Annotated in this window: 21 protein-coding genes; 11 read left to right on the top strand and 10 right to left on the bottom strand. The window is 71.3% G+C overall.

All coding sequences use genetic code 11. The features are described from left to right. The 5 genes from ehuB to ectA form a co-directional block, all read right to left on the bottom strand. On the bottom strand, positions 1 to 891 hold the full coding sequence (gene ehuB / locus FOF52_RS19320; protein WP_248591322.1) for an ectoine/hydroxyectoine ABC transporter substrate-binding protein EhuB: 891 nt from the start codon (positions 889 to 891) through the stop codon (positions 1 to 3). A 182-nt stretch (positions 892 to 1,073) separates the two neighbouring features. Beyond that, positions 1,074 to 1,982: an ectoine hydroxylase gene (gene thpD, locus FOF52_RS19315; RefSeq protein WP_248591321.1), complete on the bottom strand. Its 909-nt coding sequence runs from the start codon at positions 1,980 to 1,982 to the stop codon at positions 1,074 to 1,076. Between the two features lie 61 nt (positions 1,983 to 2,043). Continuing rightward, positions 2,044 to 2,448 carry an ectoine synthase gene (locus tag FOF52_RS19310; protein WP_248591320.1) on the bottom strand — a complete coding sequence of 135 codons (405 nt, stop codon included), beginning with the start codon at positions 2,446 to 2,448 and terminating at the stop codon, positions 2,044 to 2,046. Between the two features lie 168 nt (positions 2,449 to 2,616). Then, positions 2,617 to 3,882 carry a diaminobutyrate--2-oxoglutarate transaminase gene (ectB, locus tag FOF52_RS19305; protein ID WP_248591319.1) on the bottom strand — a complete coding sequence of 422 codons (1,266 nt, stop codon included), beginning with the start codon at positions 3,880 to 3,882 and terminating at the stop codon, positions 2,617 to 2,619. Between the two features lie 75 nt (positions 3,883 to 3,957). Further along, positions 3,958 to 4,464, bottom strand: coding sequence for a diaminobutyrate acetyltransferase (gene ectA / locus FOF52_RS19300; protein WP_282573721.1), 507 nt, complete (start codon positions 4,462 to 4,464; stop codon positions 3,958 to 3,960). A 720-nt stretch (positions 4,465 to 5,184) separates the two neighbouring features. Here ectA and FOF52_RS19295 point away from each other — a divergent pair. Continuing rightward, entirely contained in the window at positions 5,185 to 5,451 is a 267-nt protein-coding gene (locus FOF52_RS19295) for a WhiB family transcriptional regulator (RefSeq protein ID WP_248591318.1), read from the top strand. A 207-nt stretch (positions 5,452 to 5,658) separates the two neighbouring features. After that, positions 5,659 to 6,282 (top strand): copper resistance CopC family protein, encoded by a 624-nt coding sequence (locus FOF52_RS19290; protein WP_248591317.1) that lies wholly within the window; start codon positions 5,659 to 5,661, stop codon positions 6,280 to 6,282. 64 nt (positions 6,283 to 6,346) lie between these two features. On the opposite strand, the gene FOF52_RS19285 is transcribed toward FOF52_RS19290, so the two are convergent. Together FOF52_RS19285 and FOF52_RS19280 are read right to left on the bottom strand one after the other, a co-directional pair. Further along, complete coding sequence (locus tag FOF52_RS19285) at positions 6,347 to 7,111, bottom strand: PP2C family protein-serine/threonine phosphatase (protein WP_068753613.1); 765 nt, start codon at positions 7,109 to 7,111, stop codon at positions 6,347 to 6,349. 405 nt (positions 7,112 to 7,516) lie between these two features. Beyond that, the gene (locus tag FOF52_RS19280) at positions 7,517 to 8,332 is read right to left on the bottom strand and encodes an SDR family oxidoreductase (RefSeq protein ID WP_248591316.1); all 816 of its coding nucleotides are present in this window, start codon (positions 8,330 to 8,332) and stop codon (positions 7,517 to 7,519) included. Between the two features lie 448 nt (positions 8,333 to 8,780). On the opposite strand from FOF52_RS19280, the gene FOF52_RS19275 reads away from it, so the two are divergent. After that, positions 8,781 to 10,022, top strand: a complete 1,242-nt coding sequence (locus FOF52_RS19275) for a glycosyltransferase (protein WP_248591315.1) — start codon at positions 8,781 to 8,783, stop codon at positions 10,020 to 10,022. Between the two features lie 69 nt (positions 10,023 to 10,091). Then, positions 10,092 to 11,045 (top strand): sensor histidine kinase, encoded by a 954-nt coding sequence (locus tag FOF52_RS19270; protein WP_248591314.1) that lies wholly within the window; start codon positions 10,092 to 10,094, stop codon positions 11,043 to 11,045. A 16-nt stretch (positions 11,046 to 11,061) separates the two neighbouring features. Here FOF52_RS19270 and FOF52_RS19265 read toward each other — a convergent pair whose 3' ends face one another. Together FOF52_RS19265 and FOF52_RS19260 are read right to left on the bottom strand one after the other, a co-directional pair. Beyond that, positions 11,062 to 11,403, bottom strand: a complete 342-nt coding sequence (locus FOF52_RS19265; RefSeq protein WP_248591313.1) for an STAS domain-containing protein — start codon at positions 11,401 to 11,403, stop codon at positions 11,062 to 11,064. Between the two features lie 280 nt (positions 11,404 to 11,683). Continuing rightward, on the bottom strand, positions 11,684 to 12,433 hold the full coding sequence (locus FOF52_RS19260; protein WP_248591312.1) for an ANTAR domain-containing response regulator: 750 nt from the start codon (positions 12,431 to 12,433) through the stop codon (positions 11,684 to 11,686). A gap of 230 nt (positions 12,434 to 12,663) precedes the next feature. Between FOF52_RS19260 and FOF52_RS19255 the strand changes: the two genes are divergently transcribed. The 6 genes from FOF52_RS19255 (at position 12,664) to FOF52_RS19230 (ending at position 18,290) form a co-directional block, all read left to right on the top strand. Next, positions 12,664 to 13,800: a GAF domain-containing protein gene (locus FOF52_RS19255; protein WP_248591311.1), complete on the top strand. Its 1,137-nt coding sequence runs from the start codon at positions 12,664 to 12,666 to the stop codon at positions 13,798 to 13,800. Positions 13,801 to 13,916: 116 nt separating this feature from the next. Next, entirely contained in the window at positions 13,917 to 14,888 is a 972-nt protein-coding gene (locus FOF52_RS19250) for an ABC transporter ATP-binding protein (RefSeq protein WP_248591310.1), read from the top strand. 19 nt (positions 14,889 to 14,907) lie between these two features. Continuing rightward, positions 14,908 to 15,756 carry an ABC transporter permease gene (locus tag FOF52_RS19245; RefSeq protein ID WP_248591309.1) on the top strand — a complete coding sequence of 283 codons (849 nt, stop codon included), beginning with the start codon at positions 14,908 to 14,910 and terminating at the stop codon, positions 15,754 to 15,756. Between the two features lie 80 nt (positions 15,757 to 15,836). Continuing rightward, on the top strand, positions 15,837 to 17,114 hold the full coding sequence (locus tag FOF52_RS19240) for a sensor histidine kinase (protein WP_248591308.1): 1,278 nt from the start codon (positions 15,837 to 15,839) through the stop codon (positions 17,112 to 17,114). Next, positions 17,111 to 17,716 carry a response regulator transcription factor gene (locus FOF52_RS19235; RefSeq protein ID WP_248591307.1) on the top strand — a complete coding sequence of 202 codons (606 nt, stop codon included), beginning with the start codon at positions 17,111 to 17,113 and terminating at the stop codon, positions 17,714 to 17,716. Before FOF52_RS19240 ends, FOF52_RS19235 begins: the two co-directional genes overlap by 4 nt. Positions 17,717 to 17,876: 160 nt before the next feature. Beyond that, positions 17,877 to 18,290: an ester cyclase gene (locus FOF52_RS19230; RefSeq protein ID WP_248591306.1), complete on the top strand. Its 414-nt coding sequence runs from the start codon at positions 17,877 to 17,879 to the stop codon at positions 18,288 to 18,290. A 21-nt stretch (positions 18,291 to 18,311) separates the two neighbouring features. Here the strand turns inward: FOF52_RS19230 and FOF52_RS19225 are convergent, their stop codons facing one another. Next, entirely contained in the window at positions 18,312 to 20,504 is a 2,193-nt protein-coding gene (locus FOF52_RS19225; RefSeq protein ID WP_248591305.1) for a SpoIIE family protein phosphatase, read from the bottom strand. A 300-nt stretch (positions 20,505 to 20,804) separates the two neighbouring features. Between FOF52_RS19225 and FOF52_RS19220 the strand changes: the two genes are divergently transcribed. Then, positions 20,805 to 25,052: a HAMP domain-containing protein gene (locus FOF52_RS19220; protein WP_248591304.1), complete on the top strand. Its 4,248-nt coding sequence runs from the start codon at positions 20,805 to 20,807 to the stop codon at positions 25,050 to 25,052. Positions 25,053 to 25,054 lie beyond the last annotated feature (2 nt).

Here is a 25,054-nt window from a genome sequence, read left to right as displayed (position 1 = left end):
TCAGGCCTGGCAGAGCTGTTCGATGGTCAGGTCGCCGGGCAGCTCCTGCTCGGTGAAGCCGAACGGCTCGATGATCTCCAGCAGCCGGCCGTTCTCCTTGAACTCGGCGAGCACCCGGTTGACCTCGTCGAGGAGTGCGGTGTCGCTCTTGCGGAAGGCGAGGGCTCCGGCGGGGGTGACCTCCTCGCCGTCCACCACCGGGATGAAGCCTTCGGTGACCTCGAAGTCGCCGCCGCGCTGCTCCAGCAGCCGGTTGAGCGAGATGGTGCTCAGCGCGACCGCGTCGACCCGGCCCTTCTGCAGCAGTTCGTAGGCGCTGACCTGGTTGTCGACGGTCTCGATCTGGTCGGCGGGCACGCCCGCGCCCTCGGCGTAGCCCTGCTCCACGGAGGCGTTGAGCACGGCCACCGTGACGTCGGGGTCGGCGGCGATGTCGTCGAAGGTGCTCAGGCCGTGGGGGTTGCCGGAGGGGACGAGGAACGCCTGGAGGATGCGGTAGTCGGGTTCGGCGAACGCGACCTCGGCGCACCGCTCGGGGGTGACGTACATTCCGGCGGCCACCGCGTCGAACCGCTTGGCCTTCAGTCCGGGGATGAGTCCGTCCCAGGCCACGGACTCGGCTCGGACGTCGTCGACGCCCAGTTCCGCGAAGATGGCGCGGAGCAGCTCGGGGGAGGAGCCGGTCACCTCGCCGTCCTCGCCGATGTAGCCGAAGGGGGCCTCGTTGTTGATCGCGACCCGGATGTAGCCCTGTTCCCGCAAGCTGTCCAGGGTCACGGTGTCCTCGGTGCGGGAGCAGGCAGCCAGGGCGGGGCCCAGGGCGACCGCGGCCAGTCCGATTCCTCCGGCGCGGAAGAGGCCGCGGCGGTCCAGGTTCTTGTGATCGGTCATGGTGTCGCTCCTGTCCGTGAGCGTTGGCGGCGACGGGGGGCCGCAACGCTCGGGTGGGGGGTGGGGGGTTCGAAGGGGTAGGCCCTCGCGGGGGCGGTTGTCGGGGATCCGGCCGGGGGGGCCGCGTCGGCGGGTCGGGGGCGGCGGCGTCCCGCGGGGTGCGGGACACCGCCGCCGGTCCGCTACATCACGGGTGTGAAGTCACGCGCCCCCAGGAATGCGGGGCGCGGACGGGGTGCGGAGAACGGTGCGCCGCAGGTGTTCTCGACGCTGTTGAACACGATGAAGATGTTCGACCGCGGGAACGGCGTGATGTTGCCGCCGGATCCGTGCATGCAGTTGCAGTCGAACATGATCGCGCTGCCAGCCGGGCCGGTGAGCACGTCGATGCCGTGCTTCTCGGCCAGGATGGTGAGGCTGTTCTGGTCGGGAACGCCGATCTCCTGCTTCTTCAGGGACTCCCGGTAGTGGTCCTCCGGGGTCCGGCCGACGCACGAGACGAACGTCTTGTGCGAGCCGGGCATGATCATCAGCGCGCCGTTGTGCACGTAGTTCTCGGTGAGCGCGATGGAGATGCTGGTCGCCCGCGGCTGCGGCATCCCGTCCTCGGCGTGCCAGGTCTCGAAGTCGGAGTGCCAGTAGAAGTCGCCGCCGCCGAAGCCCGGCTTGTAGTTGATGCGGCTCTGGTGCACGTAGACGTCGGAGCCGAGGATCTGGCGGGCGCGGCCCACGACGCGCGGGTCGCGCACCAGGTCGGCGAAGAGCGGGCTGATCTTGTGCACGTCGAAGACGGAGCGGACCTCGTTGGAGGTGCGCTCGACCACGACGCGCTCGTCGCGCTTGAGTTCCTCGTCGGAGCTCAGCCGGTCCAGTTCGGCCCGGCAGGCGGCCAGTTCGTCGGCGGTGAGCAGCTGCTCGACCTGCAGGTAGCCCTTGGCCTCGTAGCTGTCGAGGGTCTCGGAGTCGATGGGGCCCTCGCGGTCTCCCCAGACGACCGGGTGCTTGCGGTAGAGCAGGGCGGGCTCGCTCGCCTTGCGGGTGGGGTAGTCGTCGGCGGTCTGTCGTGCAGCCTCGTTGGTCAGAGCAGTCATTCGGTTCCCCCTCACGGGTTCTCTCTTGTCTGCGAACGGTTCGACGCGCACGGATTCCGTATCAGTCGGCGGCTACGGCCTCCTCAGTCAGCAGCGGGTAGGCGCCGTTCTCGTCGTGCACCTCGCGTCCGGTGACCGGCGGGTTGAACACGCACAACACCCGGAAGTCGGTCTTGGGCCGAACCGTGTGGTGCTCATGCCCGTCAAGCAGGTAGAGCATGCCTGGCTTGATGAGGAACGTCTCGCCGGTCTCGTCGTTGGTGACCTCGGCCTCACCCTCGATGCAGTGCACCAGTTCGATGTGGTTGGCGTACCACATCGACGTTTCGGTGCCCGCGTACAGGACGGTTTCGTGGAACGAGAAGCCGACGCCGTCCCGGGCCAGGACGATGCGGCGGCTGCGCCAGTTCTCGGTGACGATGTCGGCGTCGGTGCCGTTGACGTCGTCCAGACTGCGCACGATCATGCGGTGGTTTCCTTTCGGTGGTGGTGACGGCTTCCGGCGGGAGGCGGCCCCGCACAACCGCCCTGGATGCATATGCACCTGCATGTGCATCCAGGCGACCGCGCAGGACCGCCGGGAACGCGCCCCGACCGGGGCCGTCGGGAACGGTGGCCTGCCCGCGGGGACGGGTCAGGCGGGCTGGGGAGTGCGGATCGCCGCGCGCACCGACTCGGCGAGGATGTCCAGGCCCTCCTCCAGTTCGGTGACGGAGGTGGTCAGCGGCGGCAGCAGTTTCGCCACCTCGTCCTCGGGGCCGGAGGTCTCCATGAGCAGGCCGCGCTCGAACGCCTCGGCGCACACCCGCTTGGCGTCGCCCTCGCCCGGGAGCACCAGGCCGCGCGCCATGCCGCGGCCGCGCGTGGTCGCTCCGGCCTCGGCGTGCTCGTCGGCGATCGCGTCGAGCCGCTCGGCGATCAGGTCTCCCTTGGCCAGGGTCTCCTTCTGGAAGACCTCGTCCCGCCAGTAGGTGTCGAGCGCCACGGTCGCGGTGAGGAAGGCCGGGTTGAACCCGCGGAAGGTGCCGTTGTGCTCACCGGGCTCCCACACGTCCAGCTCCCGCTTGAACAGCGTCAGCGCCAGCGGCAGGCCGTAGCCGCTGATCGACTTGGACAGGGTGACGATGTCCGGCACGATCCCGGCCTCCTCGAAGCTGAAGAAGGGACCGGTGCGGCCGCAGCCCATCTGGATGTCGTCGACGATGAGCAGCAGCTCGTACTCCTGGCACAGCTCGGCCAGGCCGCGCAGCCACTTGGCGCTGGCCACGTTGATGCCGCCCTCGCCCTGGACCGTCTCCACGATGACCGCGGCGGGCCGGTCCAGTCCGCTGCCGCTGTCCTCCAGCAGGCTGCGCAGCCACAGGAAGTCGGGCACCTGGCCGTCCATGTAGTTGTCGAACGGCATGGTGGCGGTGTGGCTGAGCGGCACTCCCGCGCCGCCGCGCTTCATCGAGTTTCCGGTCACCGCGAGCGCCCCCAGCGTCATGCCGTGGAAGCTGTTGGTGAAGCTGATGACCGTCTCGCGGCCGGTGACCTTGCGGGCGAGTTTGAGGGCCGCCTCGACCGCGTTGTTGCCCGCTGGGCCGGGGAACTGCACCTTGTAGTCCAGGCCCCGGGGTCGGAGGATCACCTCCTCGAAGGTGCTCAGGAAGTCGCGTTTGGCGACGGTGTAGGCGTCCAGGCTGTGCACGACCGAGTCGCTGCCCAGGTAGTCCAGCAGCGCGGACTTGAGCGCGGGGTTGTTGTGGCCGTAGTTGAGCGACCCGGCTCCGGCGAAGAAGTCGAGGTAGTCGCGGCCGGAGGTGTCGTAGACGCGGCTGCCGCGCGCCTTGTCGAAGAGGGTCGGCCATCCCCGGCAGTAGCTGCGGACTTCGGACTCAAGGTGGGAGAAGGTTTCCATCACGGATCTCCTTTTTCTCCTGGTTTTCAGGGCACGCTTGCGGCGGTCGGAACCGCCCGGGCGGGTCCGGGTCCGTCAGCTCAGGGGGCCGATGCGGACGAGGTCCTCGCGTTCGTGCTGCTCGGAGTTCTCTGCCGGGAAATGTCCGCGGTCAAACAACGGGGACCAGGAAAGGTCGGCTGACCTGGCACGGGCGAAGGAGGTGAAGAGGGCCCGCGACGCCGTGTTGTCGGGGGTGACCGTGGCTTCGAGGTAGCGGATGCCGCGTTCGGCGATGCGGGCTCCGACGCGGTCGAGCATCCTGCGGGCCAGTCGGCGGCCGCGGAACGCGGAGTCCACCGCGACCTGCCAGAGGAAGTAGGTGTCGGGCGCCTCGGGTCGCACGTATCCGGTGACGAACCCGCGCACGGTGCCCGCGCTGTCGCGGGCCACCAGCGATGTGGCGGCGAAGTCGCGGCACCACAGCACGTAGGCGTAGGGGGAGTTCACGTCCAGGCCCGAGTCCCTGGCGAGCTGCCACAGTCGCCGGCCGTCGTCCAGCGAGGGCGGTTCCAGGAGCACGTCGCCGGTCTCGGCGGCCACAGTCGAATGGTTACACTCTGTGTCCAGGCTATGTCGGTCGACCGGTGGGGTCGTTTGTTCAAACACGTCGAAGGACCCTAGCGAACGTTTCTGAGCAGGATTTTCGTGACAGACCCGGCATATGTTTCGCTGGTGTTGCCGCCGGGTAGGACAGGACCCTTTGCCTGGGGCCGCTACTTTGCGCCACCGTCTCCCCCTCTCGCAGCGAGCGCCGCCCCCTCTTCTGCCCGGTGGCTCACCAGGGGATACCGCCGGTCTTCCCAAGTCTCCGGAAGCTCGTGGTGTGAACCGCCGTCCCACGGGTAGTGCGGGCCCCACGCTTACCTGTGAGAAATCCAAGAGAACTTTAAGGGTGAATTAGCTCACACGAATTCGGTGCAAAGGACCGATCAATCACGGCCGCCACCGCCGCGCTGATTCCCCGCCCTGCCAGGGCTTCCCGGCCCGTGCGGGAGAGGGGTCTCCCGGCCGCACCAGCACGACCTTTGGGCCGACTTTTCTAGGACTTTGCGTAGTACGACCGAACGTAGTACTACAATCGGTCGACAGGAGGCGCTGAGGCGCCCTACCACCTGTCGCCGCGGCCGGGGCGCCCGACCGTACACCGACAACGACAGCCGCACCACGGCCGACGGAGTCAGAACCAGCCGCGACAGGGCCACGGTCCCCGACGGTTCCGCCGGGGAGTCAGAGCCACGAGCCAGGGATCGGAGGCGCCTGGTGAACCGCCTTTACCACGAGAGCGAAGACTGGGTCCGGCAGGGAGCGTGCCGCAACTACGACCCCGAGCTTTTCTTTCCGGTGAGCACGACCGGCCCCGGACGCGAAACCGTGGAACTCGCCAAGGCCATCTGCCGCAGCTGCACTGTTCGCCAAGAATGTCTGCGGTGGGCCCTGCGAGCCGGTGAGGCACACGGGGTGTGGGGGGCGACCACCCCCGAGGAGCGCCGCTATCTGCGCAGGGAGCTGCTGCCAGCGGCAAGCTGACTCCAGCCTCGGAAAGGTCGTGCGTGAGCCGCCGGGTGGTCGGGCCCGGCGGCTCACGCGTGTACCGGCCCGGTTCTTCCCGAACGGCATGACGGCGGCCCGGGGGGTAGCGTCGGGGGTGACGGGCATCCTCCCGGAGAAGCGTGCCCTGCGGTGGACACGTGTCCTCCGCCCGATCACGACGCAGACATCGGAAAGGTCCAGTCGATGCCAGCTACTTCCGCTTCGTCCCCCGGCGGTCGGATCACCGCGCTGCTGACAGGTCTCCTGCTCGCCCTGGCGCTGTCGGTGGGCCTCGCCCCCGCCGCGCAAGCGCACAACACCCTGGTCTCCTCGTCCCCCGAGGACGGAGCCACGCTCGACGCCCCCCCGGAAGAGGTGGTGCTGACCTTCAACGCCAACGTCATGGAAGGCGGCAACGGAATCGTGGTGACCGGCCCGGACGGGACCGACCACGCTGACGGAGAGGTCGTCATCGACGGGGTGACCGCCTCCGTCGGCCTGACCCCGCTGACCCAGCCCGGCGAGTACACCGTCGAGTACCGGATCATCTCCGCCGACGGCCACCCGCTCTCGGACTCCCTGAGCTTCACCCTGGACGAGTCCGCCGTCCCCGAACCCGCCGAGAGCGAAAGCCCGTCCCCGGCCGAACAGCCGGGCGAGGACGACACATCGTCCCCCGTCTCGGACGAAGAGGAAGCGGCGACCGACGCCCGCTCCCTCGCCGGCCCTCTCGCCCCGGTCCTGGGTGTCCTCGCGGCCATCGGCGGCATCGCGGTGATCGCCATCATCGTCATCCGCCTGCGCCGCCGCCCCGGTTCCGGGGACTGACGCCGCGAACGCCCCCTCCCTGCCCCCACCGGAGGGGGTACCACCGGTACCGCGGGACCGGAGGTCAGGAGTGGCGGCGCACCAGCAGGATGCTGATGTTGTCGCGCCCGGACGCGTTCATTGCGGCCTTCCACAGGTTGTAGACGGCGATGTTGTCGTCGCCCGCCTCCGCGATGATGCGCTCCATCTCCTCCAGCGGTACCAGGTCGGACAGTCCGTCACTGCACATCAGCCAGGCACCGGGCCCCGGCTCGGTGTCCTGGCCCACGTGCGGCACCATGGCGGTGTTGCCGCTGCCGCCCAGCGACTGGGTGATGTAGTTCGTCGTGACCGGACGGCCGTCCTCCGCGGGCGGCAGCACCGGGGAGTCGTCCTCGGACAGCTGGATCAGCCGGGAGTCCTTCAACCGGTACGTCCGGGAGTCGCCGACGTTGAACCAGTAGTTCGCGTCGGGTGTCAGCAGCACCCCCGCGACCGTGGTCCCCATGCCCGAGAACTCCACGTGCTGCCCGGCGTGCTCCTTGATCTCGTCGTCGATGTGCTTGAGGAGCAGGTCCACCGACTCCGGACCGGTCAGCTGGGGGCCGCTCTCGGCCATCCGGTGGACCGCGTGCTCCGAGGCGATCTCACCGGCGGCGTGTCCTCCCAACCCGTCGGCGACCGCGATGATGACGGGATCAGCGATGGGCAGCCAGCAGTGTGCCGGTGCGTTCATCTCGGCGCCCGCGACCGTGAGCGCGCCCATGACCACGGCGTCCTCATTGGCCTGGCGGACAGCGCCTCTGTGCGTGAGGACCGTGACCTCGACTGCCCCACGAGCGACACCCATGCGCCCTACCTCCTGTTTCGTCGGCATTGCAGCCGAACAGTGCCAAGCGGCGCCCCAGCTGGACGGCAACCGAGGCGCATTGATCATGTAACCGTACCGATGGACGGTCGGCCGTGGTCAAAATCCGTGTCCATCATGGCGGAAATCGTGCTGGTGCGCAGTCCCCGGCGCCTTCACCTCCGAGATCGCCTCCCGGCGGTGCGCCACCGCCGTACGAGACGACCGCCACCTTCCTTACCGCCGTATCCGGCCGACGGTTCCTGGCCGTCCTCCACGCGGGAACCACCGGACCGCTCCGGGCCCCCGACTCCCTACGGGGAGTGTGATGCCCGGCGGGGCACAGTGGTTCACCCCCTTTCGGGGATGTTTTCCTCTCCGTCCCGGTGCGGGCCGGGCGGTGGAATCCTACGCCGTGGAACGGCGGATTCCGGGGACCGTGCGGATCGCACCGCTGTCCGGGCCGGGCGCGGCGGTCGCCAGGTCGAGGTAGGCCCGGGCGGTCCGGTGGGGCTTCTCCTGCCCGTCGCGGACCAGGCAGTTGATCGCGATGCCGCGCTCCCGCATCGGCTCGGCGAGCGAGCGGGTCAGATTCACCACCCCCGCCTCGCCCACGGCGCGGCCGACGTGCCCGGCGGCCCCGAAGCGTCCGGCGCTGTGCGAGGTCACCACCACCGCGGCCCCCCGCGGCATGTACACCGCGGCCGCCTGGACCAGCCAGAACGTCGCCAGCACGGAGGTGCGCGGACAGCTCTCCGGCTGCGGGGTGTCGACCTCCGCCGCCCCGGCCGCCGGGGCCTCCCCGCCGCAGGTCACCAGCAGGTCCACACCGCCGAACTCCAGGGCCGTGCAGGCGACCGCCCGCCGGCAGGCGTCCTCGTCGTCCAGGTCGCAGCGGAGCGGCAGCGTGTGCGCCCCCAGTTCGGTCAGGAGCACGGCCGTGGCCAGCACCCCGGGACCGGTGTGCGGCACGGCCGTCCACTCCTCCCGGCCCGGAGAATCCCCCGGCCTCCCCTCCGCGGGCCCCGCGACCGCGACCGCGGCGCCCTCCTTGGCCAGGGCCGCGGCGACGACCCGGGCGACCCCTCCCTCCGGGGCGAAGTGCCCCACCACCAGGGCCCGACGGTCCCGCAACCGTCCCGTGCCGACGTGGTCCGGAATCGGATCGGCGCCTCCCGGCTCGGCCTCCGCGGTCCGGACCCACGCCGGAAGCCACCGTTCCATGAAACCCCTCCGTCTGGCTTTCTCTGCTCGGTCACTCTCTGCCAAAAGCGCGTGCCCTTCTCTGAACAGGCCAAACACCGGGCTGCGAGCGGCCCGCGATCCGGAACACGCCACCGGGGCTTGTCGCCTTCCCGCGCATCTGGCAGAATGACCGGCGTTGGGTGTCTAAGACGCAGACACACCTTCGCCTCAGTGCGCTCGCACCTGGCCCCGGCCAGTGGTTCTGGACGAGCGCTTTTTGTGTTTTCCGCAATGGCCAAAGGTGTGATCGGTGTGCGTCTGCCCTCTTCCGTTTTCTCGTTCTCGTTCCGCCACACGAGTCGTCGCCCGTCCGGGCTCCCGCCGGCATGCCCTTCCCGCGCTACTGCCCAGCGCGAATCCCTTCGGCACCGCCACGTCGCCATGAGGACGACCGGCATGCCCAGCCGCTTTTGCTGAGGAGTCGCACGTGAAGATCGCCCTGATTTCCGAACACGCCACCCCGATCCCCGCACACCGGGGTGAACCCACCGACGCCGAGAGTCTGCACCTGTGCAACCTGGCTCGCAACCTGGCCCGGCTGGGGCACCGGGTCACCGTCCACACCCGGTGCACCGATCCGCGGATCAGCGGACGCACCCGCATGGGACGCGGCGTCGTCGTGGAACCCGTCACCGCGGGACCGCGGCGGCCGCTGCGGGCCGACGAGCACGCCGAGCACACCGCGGCCTTCGCCCGCGGGCTGACCGACCGGCTGCGTTCCGATCTCCCCGACGTCGTGCACGCGTTCGGGTGGAGCAGCGGTCTCGCCGTGCTCGCCGCGACGCGCGACCTCGCATGCGGTCTCCCCGTCGTGCAGACCTTCCACTCCCTGGGCGTCAGCGAGCAGCGGGTGGGCCTGCCCGCCCCTCCCCAGCGGCTCCGGCTGGAGGCCGCGCTCGCCCAGCACGCCGGGGCGGTCCTGGTCAACTCCGCCGACCAGCGCTTCGAACTGGCCCGGATGGGGGTGCCGCGCAGCCGTGTCCACGTCGTCCCGTTCGGGGTGGACGTCGACCACTTCACCGTCGAGGGCGCCGCGCACGGGCCGTGGCAGCGGCGGCGGCCCACCGCGGACCGGCAGCTGCGGGTCATCGCGGTCACCCGCCTCGACCCGCTGGGCGGCGCCGACGCGCTGATCGACATGATGGTGCGGGTGCCCGACGGGGAACTGCTCGTCGTCGGCGACCCCCACCCCGACCACCTCGCGATCGACCCGAACGTCCAGCGCCTGGAGCGGCGGGCCAAGGAGGCGGGCGTCAACGACCGCGTCACCCTCACCGGAGCGGTCAACCGCCGGGAACTGCCCCGTCTGCTGCGGTCCGCCGACGTGTTCGTGTCCACCACCGCCTACGACCCCTACGGGGGAGCCGTCCTGGAGGCCATGTCCTGCGGGCTTCCGGTGGTGGCCCGCGCGGTGGGCAGCGTGACCGGCGCCATGCTCGACGGCACCACCGGCGTGCTGCTGCGCTCGGCCCGTCCCGGAGCCCTGGCCCGCGAGCTGCGGCACCTGGCGGCTGACGGCACCCAGCGCACCGCCTACGGGATCGCCGGCGCCGACCGCGCCGCCTCCCGCTTCAAGTGGCCCCGGGTGGCCGCGGAGACCGAGCGGATCTACGAGCGGCTGCTGTCGACCGCCTCCAGGCTGCCGTTGGCCGCCGGAGACCATGCCTAGGAGGCGCGGGGGGAACACGGGGTCGTCCCGGAGGACTGCGGAAGCGAGGCGCCGGATCCGGACCGCGGCATGACAGCTCGGAGCGAGGCGGAACGCCCCAGGCCGGAGGAGTTCGTCCACACCGGCCTGGTCTTCCGTACCCTGCGGGAGCTGACCGCCCGGGTCCTGCCGCTCGTCGAGGACTCGGTGCGCGAGGGGGACCGGGTGCTCCTCGCCCTCGCCGGCGCCGCCCGGGACGCCGTGCGCACGGGCCTGCCGCCACCGCTCCGGCACGGTGTCGAGTTCCTCGACAGGTCCTCCTTCTACCGCAGTCCGGGGCGGACCCTGGCGCTGCTGCACCGGACCGCGAACGCCTCCCCACGACGGCGGACCACCGTCGTGGGGCAACCGCTCCTCCCCGCGGAGGATCCGCTGGCCCTGCGCGAGTGGCGGCTGCTGGACTCCGTGCTGAACCTGGCGCTGGCCCGGCACCGGGTCCGGCTGCTGTGCGTCCACGACGCGCGGTCGACGCCCGCTTCCGCGCTGGAGGGCGTGTGGCGCACCCACCCCGCGGTGGTCACCGGCCGCGGCCCCCGCCCCAGTCCGCACTACCGCACCCCGGACGAGGTGGGGGCGGAACTCGCCGCCCACCCGCTGCCGCCGCCCGGGGAGTCCGCGCACCGGATCAGGATCTCCGCGGACCTGGGCGCCGTGCGCGCCGAGGTGGCCTGGCTCGCCGCCCTGCTGGAGGTCCCCGACGCGCTGGCGGAGGACGTGGTGGCGGCGGTCAACGAACTGGTCGCGAACGTCCTGGAGCACGGCGCGGGCAGGGGGACGGTCGCCCTGTGGCGTCAGAACGGCCGGATCGTGTGCGACGTGTACGACGAGGCGGGGCGGTTGACCGACCCGCTCAGCGGCTACCGGACGAGCGGGGCGCTGGGCACCCGCGGCTACGGTCTGTGGATCACCCGCCAGATGTGCGACTTCATGGAGGTGCGCGGCGGACCCGAGGGGTCGGTGGTGCGTGTGCACTTCCGACTGTGACCGCCGGCCGCGCCGCCTACCCCGCCGTCACCGCTTTGACGGCGCGTCCCAGGTCCTCCTCGATGGTGATCACCTGGTCGATCCCCGCGATCACGAACAGCCGCTGCACCGCTCCCCGCGGGGCGGCCACGGCCATGCCGATGCCGCGGTCCCGGGCCTGCCGGTAGCCGGCGACCAGCACGCCGATGCACCGGGAATCGCAGAACCCCACCTCCGAGAAGTCCACGACGACCCCCCGGCAGGGGTTCGTCGCGCCGAGGTGCTCCTCCAGCACGGCGGCCAGCACCGGGGAGGTGACGGCGTCCAGGTCCCCCCTGGGGACGACCACGACCACGTCCCCCTCGGTCCTGGTCGTCATGCCGAATTCCGCACTCACATCTCTCGCTCACTTGACCGCCGCGCTGCCGCGGCTTCCGACGGAACTCCTCACAACTCCTGGAAAGGGGTGCGGGAGGGCCTGGTCCGGGATTCCTGCCGCAACCTTAGCGCCAGAAGGCGGCGCGAAACAGATTGACAGCTACGCTTTGACCACTCCGATACCGTCAGCACATCCTCATTCTTGATGATTTTCACCTTCGGGGATCACCGGGGGCGCCCGGTGGCGGCCCCGCCGCACATTCCGGCCGCCCCGCCCCTCCTCATCGGTGTCCATTGCTGACGGCCTGTTCGGCCATGAGCCGCCGGGCCACGTCCGCCACCTTCATGCCGTTGCGCTGCGCCACCCTGCGCAGCTCCTCGAAAGCCTGCTGGGAGGTGAGTCCCCGGGCGTGCATGAGGATTCCCTTGGCCTGGTCGATGACGGTGCGGGCGGACATCGCCCGGCGCATGTGCACGGCCTCCCGTACCGCGGCGGCGTCCCGGCCGAGGCTGCGCAGCGTGGTCGCGGTGTGCTCGGCGAGCATCGCCAGGGGCGGCGCCACCTTGTCGAGGACGAACTGGCGCGCCCGGCAGGAGTGCACCCCGAAGGTGAGGATCTCGCCGTCCAGGTCGCACGGGTAGGTCACGGACGAGCGGTCCCCGCACTGCACGGCCATGCTGGTGTATCCCGGCCACCGCTCGTCGGTCAGCGTGTCCTCGACGAGGACGGTGCGGCGCTCCCGCACCGCCTGGACCGTCGGCCCCTGGTCGGTGGCGTACTGGTGCTCGAAGGCCGCGGCGAGGTCGGAGTGGGAGGCGGCGTAGTCCACGACCACGTGGCGCCCCCGGAAGTCGACGCCCGGGTCGCGCTCCTCGGGGTGCGTGTCGCGCCAGACCACCACGAGCGCCGCGGAACACCCGGGCACGTGCCGCGCCGTCAACTGGCTGACCTGGTCCAGCACCCGGTCCCGGGTCCCCTCCGAGTTCTGGGCCAGTGCGCCGATGTCCCGTGCCAGATGCTCGACCCACATCGCTCCTCGGCCCCCTCACCCCCGTACGGGAGACAGCGCTGCCGCCCGCCGCTTCCACCGTAGCCACTGCGGCCGTCCCCGTGGCGTTCTTGACCGTTGGAGCGACCAACTGCTGTTTCTTCCGCGTCATCGTCAAGACTGTCCCGGTGAACGCGGCGTCTCGACCCACGGCCCATGAGCTAGCGTCAATCTTGCCGGAGACCCCGGAACCCGAGTCAGGAGCCATCAGCGTGCCGGAACACCTCGCGAAGTTGGAAGACGCGATCGCGGATCTGCACGACCGGGTCGCCGCACTGCGGGCCACGCACTCGATGTACCCGGACGACGCGGCGGCCACCGCCGAGGCCGCGCTGGCCGAACTGGGGTTCGCGGAACGGCTGCTGCGGGAGTGCGGGGAGCGGCTGGCCACCCTGGTCGACCCGGCCACCACGCGCCGCAGCGACGACGAGCGGGCGCTGCTGCGCGCCGTGTTCCACGAACTCAGCATCCCCGTGGTGCTGCTCGACCACGGCGGCTACATCCGCAGGATCAACGCCATCGGCGCGGAACGGCTGGGCAGCACGCCCGGCTTCCTGACCGGCAAACCGTTCTCCATCTTCGTGGACCTGCGGTCCCGGGCGGCCATGCGCAGCTGGCAGGCCGCGGTGCTGCAGGGCGGGGAGACCGCGTCGTTCGACTCGCGGCTGGCCCGGCGCGGCTACGTCGAGGACGTCCGGCTGACCGTGAGCAGGCTGGACGTGCCGAGCGAACCCAACCCGCTGCTGCTGGTGGTCATGTCGCCCCCGCTGCACAGCACCGCGGACTCCGGGCCGGCGCCGCTGGAGACCGAGGTCGAGGACCAGGTGGTGGTGCTCGCCGCACGGCGGCTGGACGTGCTGACCCGGATGACCAGGCTGCTGCTGGGCAGCGCGGGCCGGCCGCTGGCCCTGGACGAGGCGGCCGGGCTGCTCGCCGACTCCTACGCGGACTGGGTGGTCGTCGACCTGTGCGAGACGCCCGGTGTCCCCGACCGCCCCCGCCGCGCCGTCGTGTGCGGCCCGTCCGGCTCCGCACTCAACGAACTGGTGCGTTCCCTGGACCCCGGGGCCGCGCCGCTCCCCCGCGATGTCCTCGTCCACAGCAAGGCCGTGCTGCGGCAGCTCATCGAGGACGAGGCGGAGTTCGGCCGCACCCCCGAGGGCATCCCGGTGCTGAGCGCGCTGAACGCGCGCTCCCTGCTGTGCGTCCCCCTGCGCGGCCGCGAGGGGGTGGTGCACGGCGCGCTCACCCTGGTCCGGCGCAGCAACCGCACCTCCTTCCGGCTGGCCGACCAGGGCCTGTTGGAGGAGATCGGGGAGCACATCGGGCTGGCGCTGTCGGCCGGCTGAACGCCGGGCCCCGCCCCGCGACCTGACGTTCGTCACACCCGGTCCGTGGATTCCTCACGGCCACGCGGTGACAGCCGCGTCTACCCCGGTCCTCGGCGTTCCAGCAGGCTGAGGGCATGACCACGACACATCACGACGGCGGCGTCGCGATCGACGTACGCGACCTGCGCCAGTCCTACGGCAGCTTCGAGGCGGTCCGGGGTGTCTCGTTCACGGTCGCCCCCGGGGAGCTCTTCGCGCTCCTGGGCACCAACGGGGCCGGCAAGACCACCACCATCGAGACCCTTGAGGGATTCCGCCGCCCCACCGGCGGGTCGGTCCGCGTCTTCGGAACGGACCCGTTCGGCCAGCCCGCCGCGCTGCGCCCGCGCGTCAACGCGGTGCTCCAGCACAGCGGGGTGTTCGAGGAGCTCACCGTCGCCGAGACCATCGACCTGGCCCGGGACCTGGCGGCCGACCCGCTGGACACCGCCACGGTGCTGGACACGGTCAGCCTGGCCGACAAGGCCGGGGTCACCGTCCGCAAGCTGTCGGGCGGTGAGCGGCGCCGCCTCGACCTGGGGCTGGCCATCCTCACCCGCCCCGAAGTGCTCTTCCTGGACGAGCCCACCACCGGCATGGACCCGGAGATGCGCCGGGAGACCTGGAAGATCATCAGCGACCAGGTCGCCGCCGGGGTCGCGGTGGTGCTCACCACCCACTACCTGGAGGAGGCGGAGCGGCTCGCCGACCGGCTCGCCATCATGCACCGGGGCGAACTCCGGGTCGCGGGCACGCTCAGCGAGGTCGTCGCCGCGTGGGGCGACCGGATCGGCTTCCGCCTGCCCGCCCACGTCCGCTCCCGGGACCTGCCGCGGCTGCCCGGCGCCGAACTCTCCATCGACGTGCGCGAGGGCGACCCGTGGGCGGTCTACACGGTCACCGGCGCCGACGTCGCCACACGCACGCACCGGGCGCTCGCCCCGCTGCTCGCCTGGGCCGAGGAGCGCTCCCTCAGCCTGGAACGGCTGGAGGCGCGCTCGGCCTCCCTGGAGGACGTGTTCCTCTCCGTCGCCCAGGGCGACCTCGCCGACCTGCCCGGCCACTGATCCCCGAAGGAATCCTCCCATGACGACCTCGACCACCACGTCCCCGACCACCCGGACGCCGCGCGCGCCCGTCGGCGTCCTGCGGCAGACCCTGCGCCTCACCCGCACCGAGTTCACCCTCTTCTACCGGTACCGGATGGCGCTCTACATCGCCGTGCTCCCCGCGATCTTCCTGCTTCCCCTGGCCGTCTCCGACCCCGTCGAGGTGCTGCCCGGCGTGGACACCGCGGCCCTGTCCCTCGCCCGGTTCTTCGCGCTGGCCGCGATGACGGTCGGGGTGGCGCACGTCTCCAACATCTACGCGGCGCGCCGCGAGCAACTGGTGCTCAAGCGCTTCCGGATCTCCGGGGTGCCGCCGGCGGCGCTGTTCGGGGCCACGACCCTGTCGGTGCTCGGCGTCGTCTCGGTGCAGTCCGCCGCGGTCGTGGCCTTCCTCGGCGCGACGGCGGACACGCTGCCGACCGACCCCGTGCTGCTGGTGCTGTCCATCGTGCTGATCACCGTCGTCATGTCGCTGCTCGGGGCGTTCATCGCCCGGTTCGCGCGCAACGCCGAGAGCGCGCAGATGATCTCGATGGTGCCGTTCCTGCTCCTGCTCGCCGTCAGCGGCTTCGTCATCCCGCTGGAGGCGCTGCCGGACGGTGTGGTGTTCGTGCTCGGGCTGCTGCCGATGGTTCCGGCCATCGAACTGGCCCAGTCCGCCTACTTCGGCTACGACCTGTTCGGCGGGTTCGAGGGCGCCGAGCGGGCCGCGGGCCTGGACCTGTGGCTGGCGGCCGCTCCCTCCGTGCTCGTCCTGGCCGCCTGGGCCGTGGTCATGGCCCTGCTGCTGCGCTCCTTCCAGTGGGACCCGCGCGGCGCCCGGTGAGCCGCACGGGGCGGTGCGCGCCGGGGAGGACGGACCCCGGCGCGCACCGCCCCGCTACCCTTCCCGGGAAAGGAGGTCCGATGCCACAAGCAGCGTCCGGGTGGCCGCCCGCCGCGGTGCCGCAGACCGACGAGCGGAGCATGCGGCGGCTGCGTTTCTCCCACGGGGTGGTGTTCGCCTCCCTCGGTCTGTGTGCGCTGGTCATCCTGCTGATGGGCCTGCTGCAACTGGTCGTCGACGCCCCCTCCCCCGGCGCTCCCCGGGGGGTGTTCCAGCTGCTCGGTCTGGACTGGGCCTGGTACGCGGCCGCCGTCCTGGTGCTGACGGTCGCGCTGGCGTGGCTGACCGCGCGGATGATCGGTTCCCGCATGGCGGTGGGGCGGGACCGGACCGGACTCAGCGCGCTGCTGCACCGGTCGTTCGGACTGCTGCTCGGGCTCCTCGCGGTCATGGACGTGACCATGTGGTCGGTCACGGTCGCCGCGGTGTGGTGGTCGGCGGCGGTCCTGGTGGCCACACGCCGCCGGATCACGGTCCTCACCGCGGCGCTGGTGGTCTTCCTCGCCGGCTACGTACTGCTACTGCCCTCGCAGCAGCCGGGCCTGGTGCTGGTGTTCGTCGGCTACGGCTGCTTCCTGGCCGCGCTGTTCGTGGCGGGCAACCTCACGATGCTGTGGCTGTGGGAGATCGCCCGCGAGGCCACCCTGGCCCGGGAGGCCCGGGCCAGGCTCGCCGTCAGCGAGGAGCGGCTGCGGTTCGCCCGGGACATGCACGACCTGCTCGGCCACAGCCTGTCCGGCATCGCGGTCAAGAGCGAGCTGGCGGCCCGGCTGTCCGCGCGCGACCCCGAGCGCGCCGCGGCGGAGATGGCCGAGGTGCAGCGGATCGCCCGGGAGGCGCTGCGCGAGGTGCGCGCCGCCGTCAGCGGCTACCGCGCCGTGGACCTGGCCGACGAACTGGCGAGCGTGCGCTCCGTGCTCACTGCCGCGGGCGTCCACACGGCCGTGGCCGGCGACCCCGCGGCGCTGCCCGCGCGGTTGCAGCCCCTGGTCGCGTGGCTGGTCCGGGAGGGCGCCACGAACGTGCTGCGGCACAGCGCCGCCCGGCACTGCGACATCACCCTGACCGCACGGGACCGCGCCTGGGTGGTGGAGATGTGCAACGACGGGGTGCGCGCGGGACGGGACACGGTGTTCGGCAACGGGCTGACCGGCCTGTCCGAGCGGGTCGCCGCGGTCGGCGGCACGCTGTCGGCGACGGGCACCGGAGACGGCGGCTTCCTGCTGCGCGCCGTGCTTCCGGTGCCCGGCGAGGCCGCCCCGCGGGAACCGGAGGGGACGAGGGGGGCCGCCGCGTGATCCGCATCGTGCTCGCCGACGACGAGCGCCTGGTTCGGGGCGCCATCGCGGCGCTGCTCACCCTGGAGGAGGACCTGGAGGTCGTCGCCGAGGTGGGACGCGGTGACGAGGTCGTGGCCGCCGTGGCCGAGCACCGCGCGGACATCGCCGTCCTGGACGTGGAGATGCCCGGCCTCACCGGTCTGGAGGCCGCCGCCGCGCTGCGCGGGGCGGCCCCCTCCTGCGGCATCCTCATCCTCACCAGCTTCGGCCGCCCCGGCTACCTGCGCCGGGCGCTGGCGGCCGGGGCGCGCGGCTTCCTGGCCAAGGACGCCCCCGTCGACCAGTTGGCCGGGGCCATCCGCACGGTGCACCGGGGCGGCCGCTTCATCGACTCCGAACTCGCCGCCGACGCGATGACCGCCGGGGAGAACCCGCTGACCGCCCGGGAGACCGACGTGCTGCGCGCCGCCGCGACCGGGGCCTCCGCGGCGGCCATCGCCCGCACCCTGCACCTGAGCGAGGGCACCGTGCGCAACTACCTGTCCAGCGCCATCACCAAGACGGGGGCGGACAACCGCATCGCGGCGATCCGGAAGGCCGACGAGATGGGCTGGCTGTGACCCCGGGGGTCCGGTCCTGTTCCGGCCTCCCCGGCGCCCCACCGAAACTTTCCCCAACCACGACGGTCGGCGGATTCCCCGGCGCCCCGCACGGGCGTAGCGTCGACGGCGGGTCGGCCGCACCGGAGCCGACCCGGCGGAGCACCCGAGGGGATCTGCGATGTCCGAGGCCACCGAACTGCAGAGGCGGATGTTCGAGGCGGTCCGCGCCTACGACCTCGCGGCGCTGCGGTCCCTGTACCACGCCGACCACGTCTACCGGGGACCTGACGGCGTGGTGCAGGCGGGCGCGGACGCCGGCGTCGCCGCGGTGGAGTCCTACCGGGGCGGCTTCCCCGACTGGGACTTCGACCTCCTCTCCACCTACGAGTGCGGCGACGTCGCGGTCTCGGAGGTGCGCACGCGGGGCACCCACCTGCGGGACCTGGCGGACCTGCCCGCCACGGGCAACCGGTTCGAACTCCTGGCGTGCAACGTCGTCGAGGCGCGGGACGGCCGGATCCACCGGGAGCGGGACTACTACGACACCCTGCTCCTGATGCGGCAGCTGGGCATGGTCCCCAGCCTCCGGTGACCGGGGCGCGGGGCCGCCGGGTCAGGTGAACCGCAGCACCAGCATCGCCGTGTCGTCGGTGTGCCCGCCGGGGGCGAACTCCTCCAACTCCCGGTCGATGCGGGAGATGACGGCCTGCGCGGTCAGCCCGGAGCAGCCGGAGAAGATCTTCTCCAGTCCCTCGTCGCCGAGCATGTCGTCGCCGTTGCGCCGCTCGGTCACCCCGTCGGTCACCGCGAGCACCACGTCGCCGGGCGCCACCTCGACGGTCTCGGTGAAGAACTCCACGTCCTCGAAGGCCCCCAGCAGCGGCTGCGAGGTCGCCAGGGTGGTGACCTCGCCGCGCCGGTCCAGCCGCAGCGGCAGCGGATGCCCGGCGGAGACCAGGCGGAGGCGCATGCCCCGGCCCGCGTCCGGGCCGTCGATCGGGGCCATCTCCCCGTACAGCATGGTCAGGAAGCGGGTGGTGAGGCTCTCCTCCAGGATGGCGAGGTTCAGGCGGTGCATGATGTGCGCCGGGGAGAACCCCTCCCGGGCCAGGGCGCGCAGGGTGTGGCGGGCCAGTCCGGTGACGGCGGCGGCCTCGGGTCCGGTGCCGCAGACGTCGCCGATCGCGAAGCACCAGCGTCCGTCGGTGGCGAACAGGTCGTAGAAGTCCCCGCCGACCACGGTGCGCTCCCCCGCGGGCTGGTAGAACACCGCGTAGTCCACCCCGGGGATGGCCGGCTGCTTCTCCCGGGCGGGCAGCAGGCTGCGCTGCAGCGCCTCGCTCATGGAGGTCTGGGCCGAGTACAGCCGCGCGTTCTCCATCGCCGAGGAGACCCGCTGGGCGAGGTCGGCGGCGAGGTCCACGTCCTCCTTCGGGAAGTCCTCGCCCACGCCCCGGCCGATGGTGATCCGGCCCAGGGTGCGGCCGTGCGCGGTCAGCGGGAGGCTGATGCCCGGCCCCCGTGCCAGTTCCAGGCTCAGTGCGTCCCCCAGTCCCGCCGCGACGACCTCCCCGATCGGCCACAGCGGCCCGGGCTCCCTGCGCTCGGCGGGCATGAGCGCGCCCACCAGGTCGCGCAGCACGTCGGTGACGTTCTCGTGCCGGTGCATGGCGAACGCCAGGCGGTCGACGCCCAGTTCGTCGGTGGTGTGCACCACGCACCAGTGCCCCAGCCGCGAGGTGCTGAGCTGGGCGGCCAGCGCGGCGGTCATCTGCTCGTCCAGGGTGCCCGACAGCAGGTCGTTGGCTTCGGCCAGGAAGCTGAGGGAGGCGCGCCGGTCGACCTCCACCTGGGCCAGGCGGGCGCGTTCCACGGTGAGCGCGAGGCGGTCGGCGCCCTCCTGGAGGCGGCGGGCGGCGCCCTGCCCGAAGTGCCGGACCCGTCGGGAGGCCACCCCGATCAGCCCGGTGATCCTGCCGTCCACGCTGAGCGGCGCCGTCACCAGGGAGCGCATCCCCGCGGCGGCGAGCACGCCGCGGTGCGCGCGGGCGATCATCAGGTCGTCGTTGATGACGGGCCGGGGCTCGGGGGTCGTGGAGGGGAAGGTCTCCTCGGTGCGGCTGCGGAAGGGCCGCCACGGCCCGGAGGACAGTCCGACGGCGGCGGCCATCTCCCATTCGGTGTTGTCGGCGGCGATCAGCGCGATGTAGGCGGCGTCCCCGCCGAGCACCACCCGGACGTGCTCCACGATCTGCTCCAGCAGTTCGGAGAGGGACAGCCGCGCGGAGAGCAGCGCCTCCAGGCGCGCCCACGGCTCGGGCTGGCCGGCCCGGGAGCGGCTGACGGCGGTCGACGGCGGCGTCAGGGGGGTGCGCGCGTCCTCCCCGGTCCGCTCGTCGACCGCGAGCCGGAACCAGACCGCCTTGTCGTTCCTGCTGTAGCTGACTCCCCAGGCGTCGGCGACCGTCGCCGCCAGCGCCAGGCCGAGGCCGCCGCGGTGCACGTCCGCACCGGGGGACAGGGTGACGCGCAGCGGTCCGGCCTTGGGCAGGGCCCGCTGCGGCACCCGGTCGGCGACGACGATCTCCAGGTCGTCGTCGACCAGGCGCACCGTCAGCTCCAGCGTGGTTCCCGCGTGCACCACCGCGTTGGTGACGAGTTCGCTGGTGAGCAGGATCGCTTCGTCCGCGCTCCGCCGCACGCCCCAGTCGCGTAGCGTGTCACGCACGAACACGCGCGCTTCGCCCACCGTCTCCGGGCTGGGCGAGAATTCTCGGTGGACGGTCCTCGTAGCATCGTGTGGCATGGCGGAGCCGTGGATTCCTTCGGCTGGCAGAGTGGTTTGTCGGACGGGTCGCCCTCGTCCCGTCCGAGAGCGGGCAGCGGTGTCCGGTTGCGGGGCGGCGTCGGGGACCGGGACGCCCGTGCCGGTTCGTCCCGGCGGAGAAATTCCATCACGCTGCCGAAACGTCATAGTAATGAGCAGGTGTCTGATTAACGTAGTGCACCGTGGTCGTGGGTGGGCTCTGGGGCCGGAGACTCTCCTGGGTGACGCCGCACGCCTGGCCGCACACAGCAACGCTTCAGCCGGTGGAGGAGGGGATCGATGCCCAGGTTGGTGCCCAGAGCGAAGAACCGGACCATGACCGAGGGCGAACTGGACACGCTCCTCGACGCGCTCTACAAGATGCGCGACGGGGATTTCAGTGTCCGGCTCACCCCCCGTGGCCAGGGCAGGTACAGCGAGGTCACCCGGGTGCTGAACGAGGTCCTGGACCACTGCGAGCAGCTGAGCGACGAGCTCCAGCGGGTCAGCGGGACGGTCAGCGCCGACGGGCGGCTCTCCGAACGCGTCTCGATCAGTCCGGCGCGCGGCGCCTGGGGCAAGAGCGTACGGGCGCTCAACCAGATGCTGGACGAGGTCAGCGAGCCGGTGACCTCGGTGGCGCGGATCCTGGACTCGGTGGCCAACGGCGACCTCTCCCAGCGGGTGGACCTGACCAGCCGGCACGGGGAGCTCCACGGCGACCTGCTGCGCCTGGCCACCTCGGTGAACCGGATGGCCGACCAGATGTCGGAGATCACCGACGAGGTGACGCGGGTGGCCCGCGAGGTCGGCACCGAGGGCAAGCTCGGCGGACGCGCCAACGTCAAGGGCGTCTCCGGCATCTGGAAGGACCTCACCGACAACGTCAACTCGATGGCCGACAACCTCACCAACCAGGTGAGGGACATCTCCCAGGTCACCACCGCGGTCGCGCGCGGCGACCTCACCAAGAAGGTCACCGTGGACGTCCAGGGCGAGATGCTCCAGCTCAAGGACACCGTCAACACGATGGTCGACCAGCTCTCCGCCTTCGCCGACGAGGTCACCCGCATGGCCCGCGAGGTCGGCACCGAGGGCAAGCTCGGCGGACGCGCCAACGTCAAGGGCGTCTCCGGCATCTGGAAGGACCTCACCGACAACGTCAACTCGATGGCCGACAACCTCACCAACCAGGTGAGGGACATCTCCCAGGTCACCACCGCGGTCGCGCGCGGCGACCTCACCAAGAAGGTCACCGTGGACGTCCAGGGCGAGATGCTCCAGCTCAAGGACACCGTCAACACGATGGTCGACCAGCTCTCCGCCTTCGCCGACGAGGTCACCCGCATGGCCCGCGAAGTCGGCACCGAGGGCAAACTCGGCGGACGCGCCAACGTCAAGGGCGTCTCCGGCATCTGGAAGGACCTCACCGACAACGTCAACTCGATGGCGAACAGCCTGACCCACCAGGTGCGCAACATCTCCCAGGTGACGTCGGCGGTGGCGGCCGGCGACCTGACGAAGAAGATCACCGTGGACGCCCAGGGCGAGATGCTGGAGTTGAAGGACACCGTCAACACGATGGTCGACCAGCTCTCCGCCTTCGCCGACGAGGTCACCCGCATGGCCCGCGAAGTCGGCACCGAGGGCAAACTCGGCGGTCAGGCGCACGTGAGCGGGGTGTCGGGGGTGTGGAAGGACCTCACCGACAACGTCAACTCGATGGCGAACAACCTGACCCACCAGGTGCGGCAGATCTCCGTGGTGACCACGGCGGTGGCGCGCGGCGACCTCACCAAGAAGGTCACGGTCAACGCCAAGGGCGAGATCCTGGAGTTGAAGGACACCATCAACACGATGGTCGACCAGCTGGACTCCTTCGCCGACGAGGTGACGCGGGTGGCCCGCGAGGTCGGGACCGAGGGCAAGCTCGGCGGACGCGCCAACGTCAAGGGCGTCTCCGGCATCTGGAAGGACCTCACCGACAACGTCAACTCCATGTCGCACAACCTGACCACGCAGGTGCGCAACATCTCCCAGGTCACCACCGCGGTGGCGCGCGGCGACCTGACGAAGAAGATCACCGTGGACGCCCAGGGCGAGATGCTGGAGCTGAAGGACACCATCAACACGATGGTCGACCAGCTGTCCACGTTCGCCCTGGAGGTGACCCGGGTCGGCCACGAGGTGGGCAGCGAGGGCAAGCTCGGCGTGCAGGCGAAGGTCGCCGGGGTGTCGGGGGTGTGGAAGGACCTCACCGACACCGTGAACGAGCTGGCCAAGAACCTCACCACGCAGGTGCGCGCGATCGCGTCGGTGGCCAGCGCCGTGGCGCGCGGCGACCTGACCCAGTCCATCCAGGTGAGCGCGCGCGGCGAGCTGGCCACGCTGAAGGACAACGTCAACCTGATGGTGTCCAACCTGCGGGAGACCACCGCGGCGCAGCGCGACGAGGACTGGCTGAAGAGCAACCTGGCGCGGCTGTCCGGCCTCATCCAGGGCCACCGCGACCTCAACGACCTGGCCCGCCTCATCATGACCGAGGTGACCCCCCTGGTGGACGCCCAGCACGGCGCCTGCTACCTGCCCGAGGACGAGAACGACACCGAGACCTTCCGCCTCTACGCCGGGTACGGGTACCAGCCCAGCGAGCAGCGGCGCCGCATCACCGCGGGCCGGGGCCTGGCCGGGGAGGCGATCGCGCAGCGCAAGGAGATGCTCGTCCGCGACGTTCCCGGCGACTACGTGCGGGTCGAGTCGGGGCTGGGCGAGGCGCCGCCGCTGAGCCTCGCGATCTTCCCGATCCTGTCGGAGGACCGGGTGCTCGGCGTGATCGAGCTGGGCTCCTACGGCGAGTTCCGGGAGATCCACCTCAACTTCCTGCGGCAGCTCGTCAGCCTCATCAGCGCGACGATCACCACGATCCTGGCCAACTCCAAGACCGAGTACCTGCTGGCCCAGTCCCAGCAGCTGACCACCGCACTGCAGGAGCGCTCCAACGAGCTGCAGCGCCAGCAGGAGGAGCTGCGCCGCAAGAACGCCGAGCTGCACAGCAAGGCGGGCCAGCTGGCCAGCCAGAACCGCGCCATCGAGCTGCAGAACCGGCAGATCGAGCGGGCCCGGCGGTCCCTGGAGGACCGGGCGCACCAGCTCCAGGTGTCCTCCAAGTACAAGTCGGAGTTCCTCGCGAACATGTCGCACGAGCTGCGCACCCCGCTCAACAGCCTGCTGATCCTGGCCCGGCTGCTGGCCGACAACAGCGAGCAGAACCTCACCCCCAAGCAGGTGGAGTTCGCGCAGACCATCCACAAGGCGGGAAGCGACCTGCTGCAGCTCATCAACGAGATCCTGGACCTGTCCAAGATCGAGGCGGGGCGCATGGAGCTGAGCCCGAGCAACGTGTCCATCAGCCAGCTGGTGGACTACGTGGAGGCGTCGTTCCGGCCGATGGCCAGCGAGAAGGGGCTGGCGTTCGCCGTGGAGGTGTCCCCGGACATCCCGGACCACCTGTGGACCGACGAGCAGCGGCTCCAGCAGGTGCTGCGCAACCTGCTGTCCAACGCGGTGAAGTTCACCAGCAGCGGCGAGGTGCGGCTGCTGATCGAACCGGCGTGGGCGCTGGACGACGCCGACCTGGACATGTTCGCCGACACCGACGAGGTCATCGCGTTCTCGGTGACCGACACCGGCATCGGCATCCCCGAGGACAAGCTCCAGTTGATCTTCGAGGCGTTCCACCAGGGCGACGGCGGGACCAGCCGCCGGTTCGGCGGGACCGGCCTGGGCCTGTCCATCAGCCGCAACATGGCCGAACTGCTCGGCGGGGAGATCCGGGTGAACAGCGTGCTGGGGGAGGGCAGCACGTTCACGCTGCTGCTGCCGGTGCGGCTGCCCGAGGGCACCACCGAGCGGCTGTACCACTCGTTGAACGGCGCCGACGTGTTCACCCCGTTCGAGTCGCCGCCCGCCGAGCCGATCGCGCTGCCCGAGGGGGCGCCCGCGGCGGCCCCGGTCTCCGAGGCCGAACCTCCGGCCCCGGACGAGGGCGAGGCGCCGGTGCCGGTGTTCACCTCGCCCGCGCCGGTCCCGTCGTCGCGGGCCGAGGAGGCGGGGCGGGACGCCCCGCAGCGGGACGAGGTGCTGGCGGGCAAGCGGGTGCTCATCGTCGACGACGACATCCGCAACGTCTTCGCGCTCGCCAGCGCCCTGGAGGCGCACGGGCTGCGGGTGCTCTACGCCGACAACGGCCGCGAGGGGATCGCGAAGCTGGAGGCGAACGAGGACATCGACCTCGTGCTGATGGACATCATGATGCCGGAGTTGGACGGCGACGCGACCACCCGCGCCATCCGGGAGATGCCGCAGTTCGCGGACCTGCCGATCATCTCGCTCACCGCCAAGGCCATGCGGGGCGACCGGGAGAGCAGTCTGGAGGCGGGCGCCTCCGACTACGTGAGCAAACCGGTGGATCTCGACCACCTGCTGGATGTCATGCGGCGGTGGTTGGATCGCGACGACAGCGACAGCGACACGAGCCGGGAGCAGTGACC

It is taken from the genome of Thermobifida alba (assembly GCF_023208015.1).
GTDB classification, from domain to species: Bacteria; Actinomycetota; Actinomycetes; order Streptosporangiales; family Streptosporangiaceae; genus Thermobifida; species Thermobifida alba.
This window is presented reverse-complemented; position numbering and strand designations above follow the sequence as displayed.

Excerpts from the sequence above, each read along its gene's own strand:
- ehuB (WP_248591322.1), bottom strand. The coding sequence starts at position 891 with ATGACCGATCACAAGAACCTGGACCGCCGCGGCCTCTTCCGCGCCGGA.
- thpD (WP_248591321.1), bottom strand. The coding sequence starts at position 1,982 with ATGACTGCTCTGACCAACGAGGCTGCACGACAGACCGCCGACGACTAC.
- FOF52_RS19310 (WP_248591320.1), bottom strand. The coding sequence starts at position 2,448 with ATGATCGTGCGCAGTCTGGACGACGTCAACGGCACCGACGCCGACATC.
- ectB (WP_248591319.1), bottom strand. The coding sequence starts at position 3,882 with ATGGAAACCTTCTCCCACCTTGAGTCCGAAGTCCGCAGCTACTGCCGG.
- FOF52_RS19290 (WP_248591317.1), top strand. The coding sequence starts at position 5,659 with ATGCCAGCTACTTCCGCTTCGTCCCCCGGCGGTCGGATCACCGCGCTG.
- FOF52_RS19285 (WP_068753613.1), bottom strand. The coding sequence starts at position 7,111 with ATGGGTGTCGCTCGTGGGGCAGTCGAGGTCACGGTCCTCACGCACAGA.
- FOF52_RS19280 (WP_248591316.1), bottom strand. The coding sequence starts at position 8,332 with ATGGAACGGTGGCTTCCGGCGTGGGTCCGGACCGCGGAGGCCGAGCCG.
- FOF52_RS19270 (WP_248591314.1), top strand. The coding sequence starts at position 10,092 with ATGACAGCTCGGAGCGAGGCGGAACGCCCCAGGCCGGAGGAGTTCGTC.
- FOF52_RS19265 (WP_248591313.1), bottom strand. The coding sequence starts at position 11,403 with ATGACGACCAGGACCGAGGGGGACGTGGTCGTGGTCGTCCCCAGGGGG.
- FOF52_RS19260 (WP_248591312.1), bottom strand. The coding sequence starts at position 12,433 with ATGTGGGTCGAGCATCTGGCACGGGACATCGGCGCACTGGCCCAGAAC.
- FOF52_RS19250 (WP_248591310.1), top strand. The coding sequence starts at position 13,917 with ATGACCACGACACATCACGACGGCGGCGTCGCGATCGACGTACGCGAC.
- FOF52_RS19245 (WP_248591309.1), top strand. The coding sequence starts at position 14,908 with ATGACGACCTCGACCACCACGTCCCCGACCACCCGGACGCCGCGCGCG.
- FOF52_RS19240 (WP_248591308.1), top strand. The coding sequence starts at position 15,837 with ATGCCACAAGCAGCGTCCGGGTGGCCGCCCGCCGCGGTGCCGCAGACC.
- FOF52_RS19230 (WP_248591306.1), top strand. The coding sequence starts at position 17,877 with ATGTCCGAGGCCACCGAACTGCAGAGGCGGATGTTCGAGGCGGTCCGC.
- FOF52_RS19225 (WP_248591305.1), bottom strand. The coding sequence starts at position 20,504 with ATGCCACACGATGCTACGAGGACCGTCCACCGAGAATTCTCGCCCAGC.
- FOF52_RS19220 (WP_248591304.1), top strand. The coding sequence starts at position 20,805 with ATGCCCAGGTTGGTGCCCAGAGCGAAGAACCGGACCATGACCGAGGGC.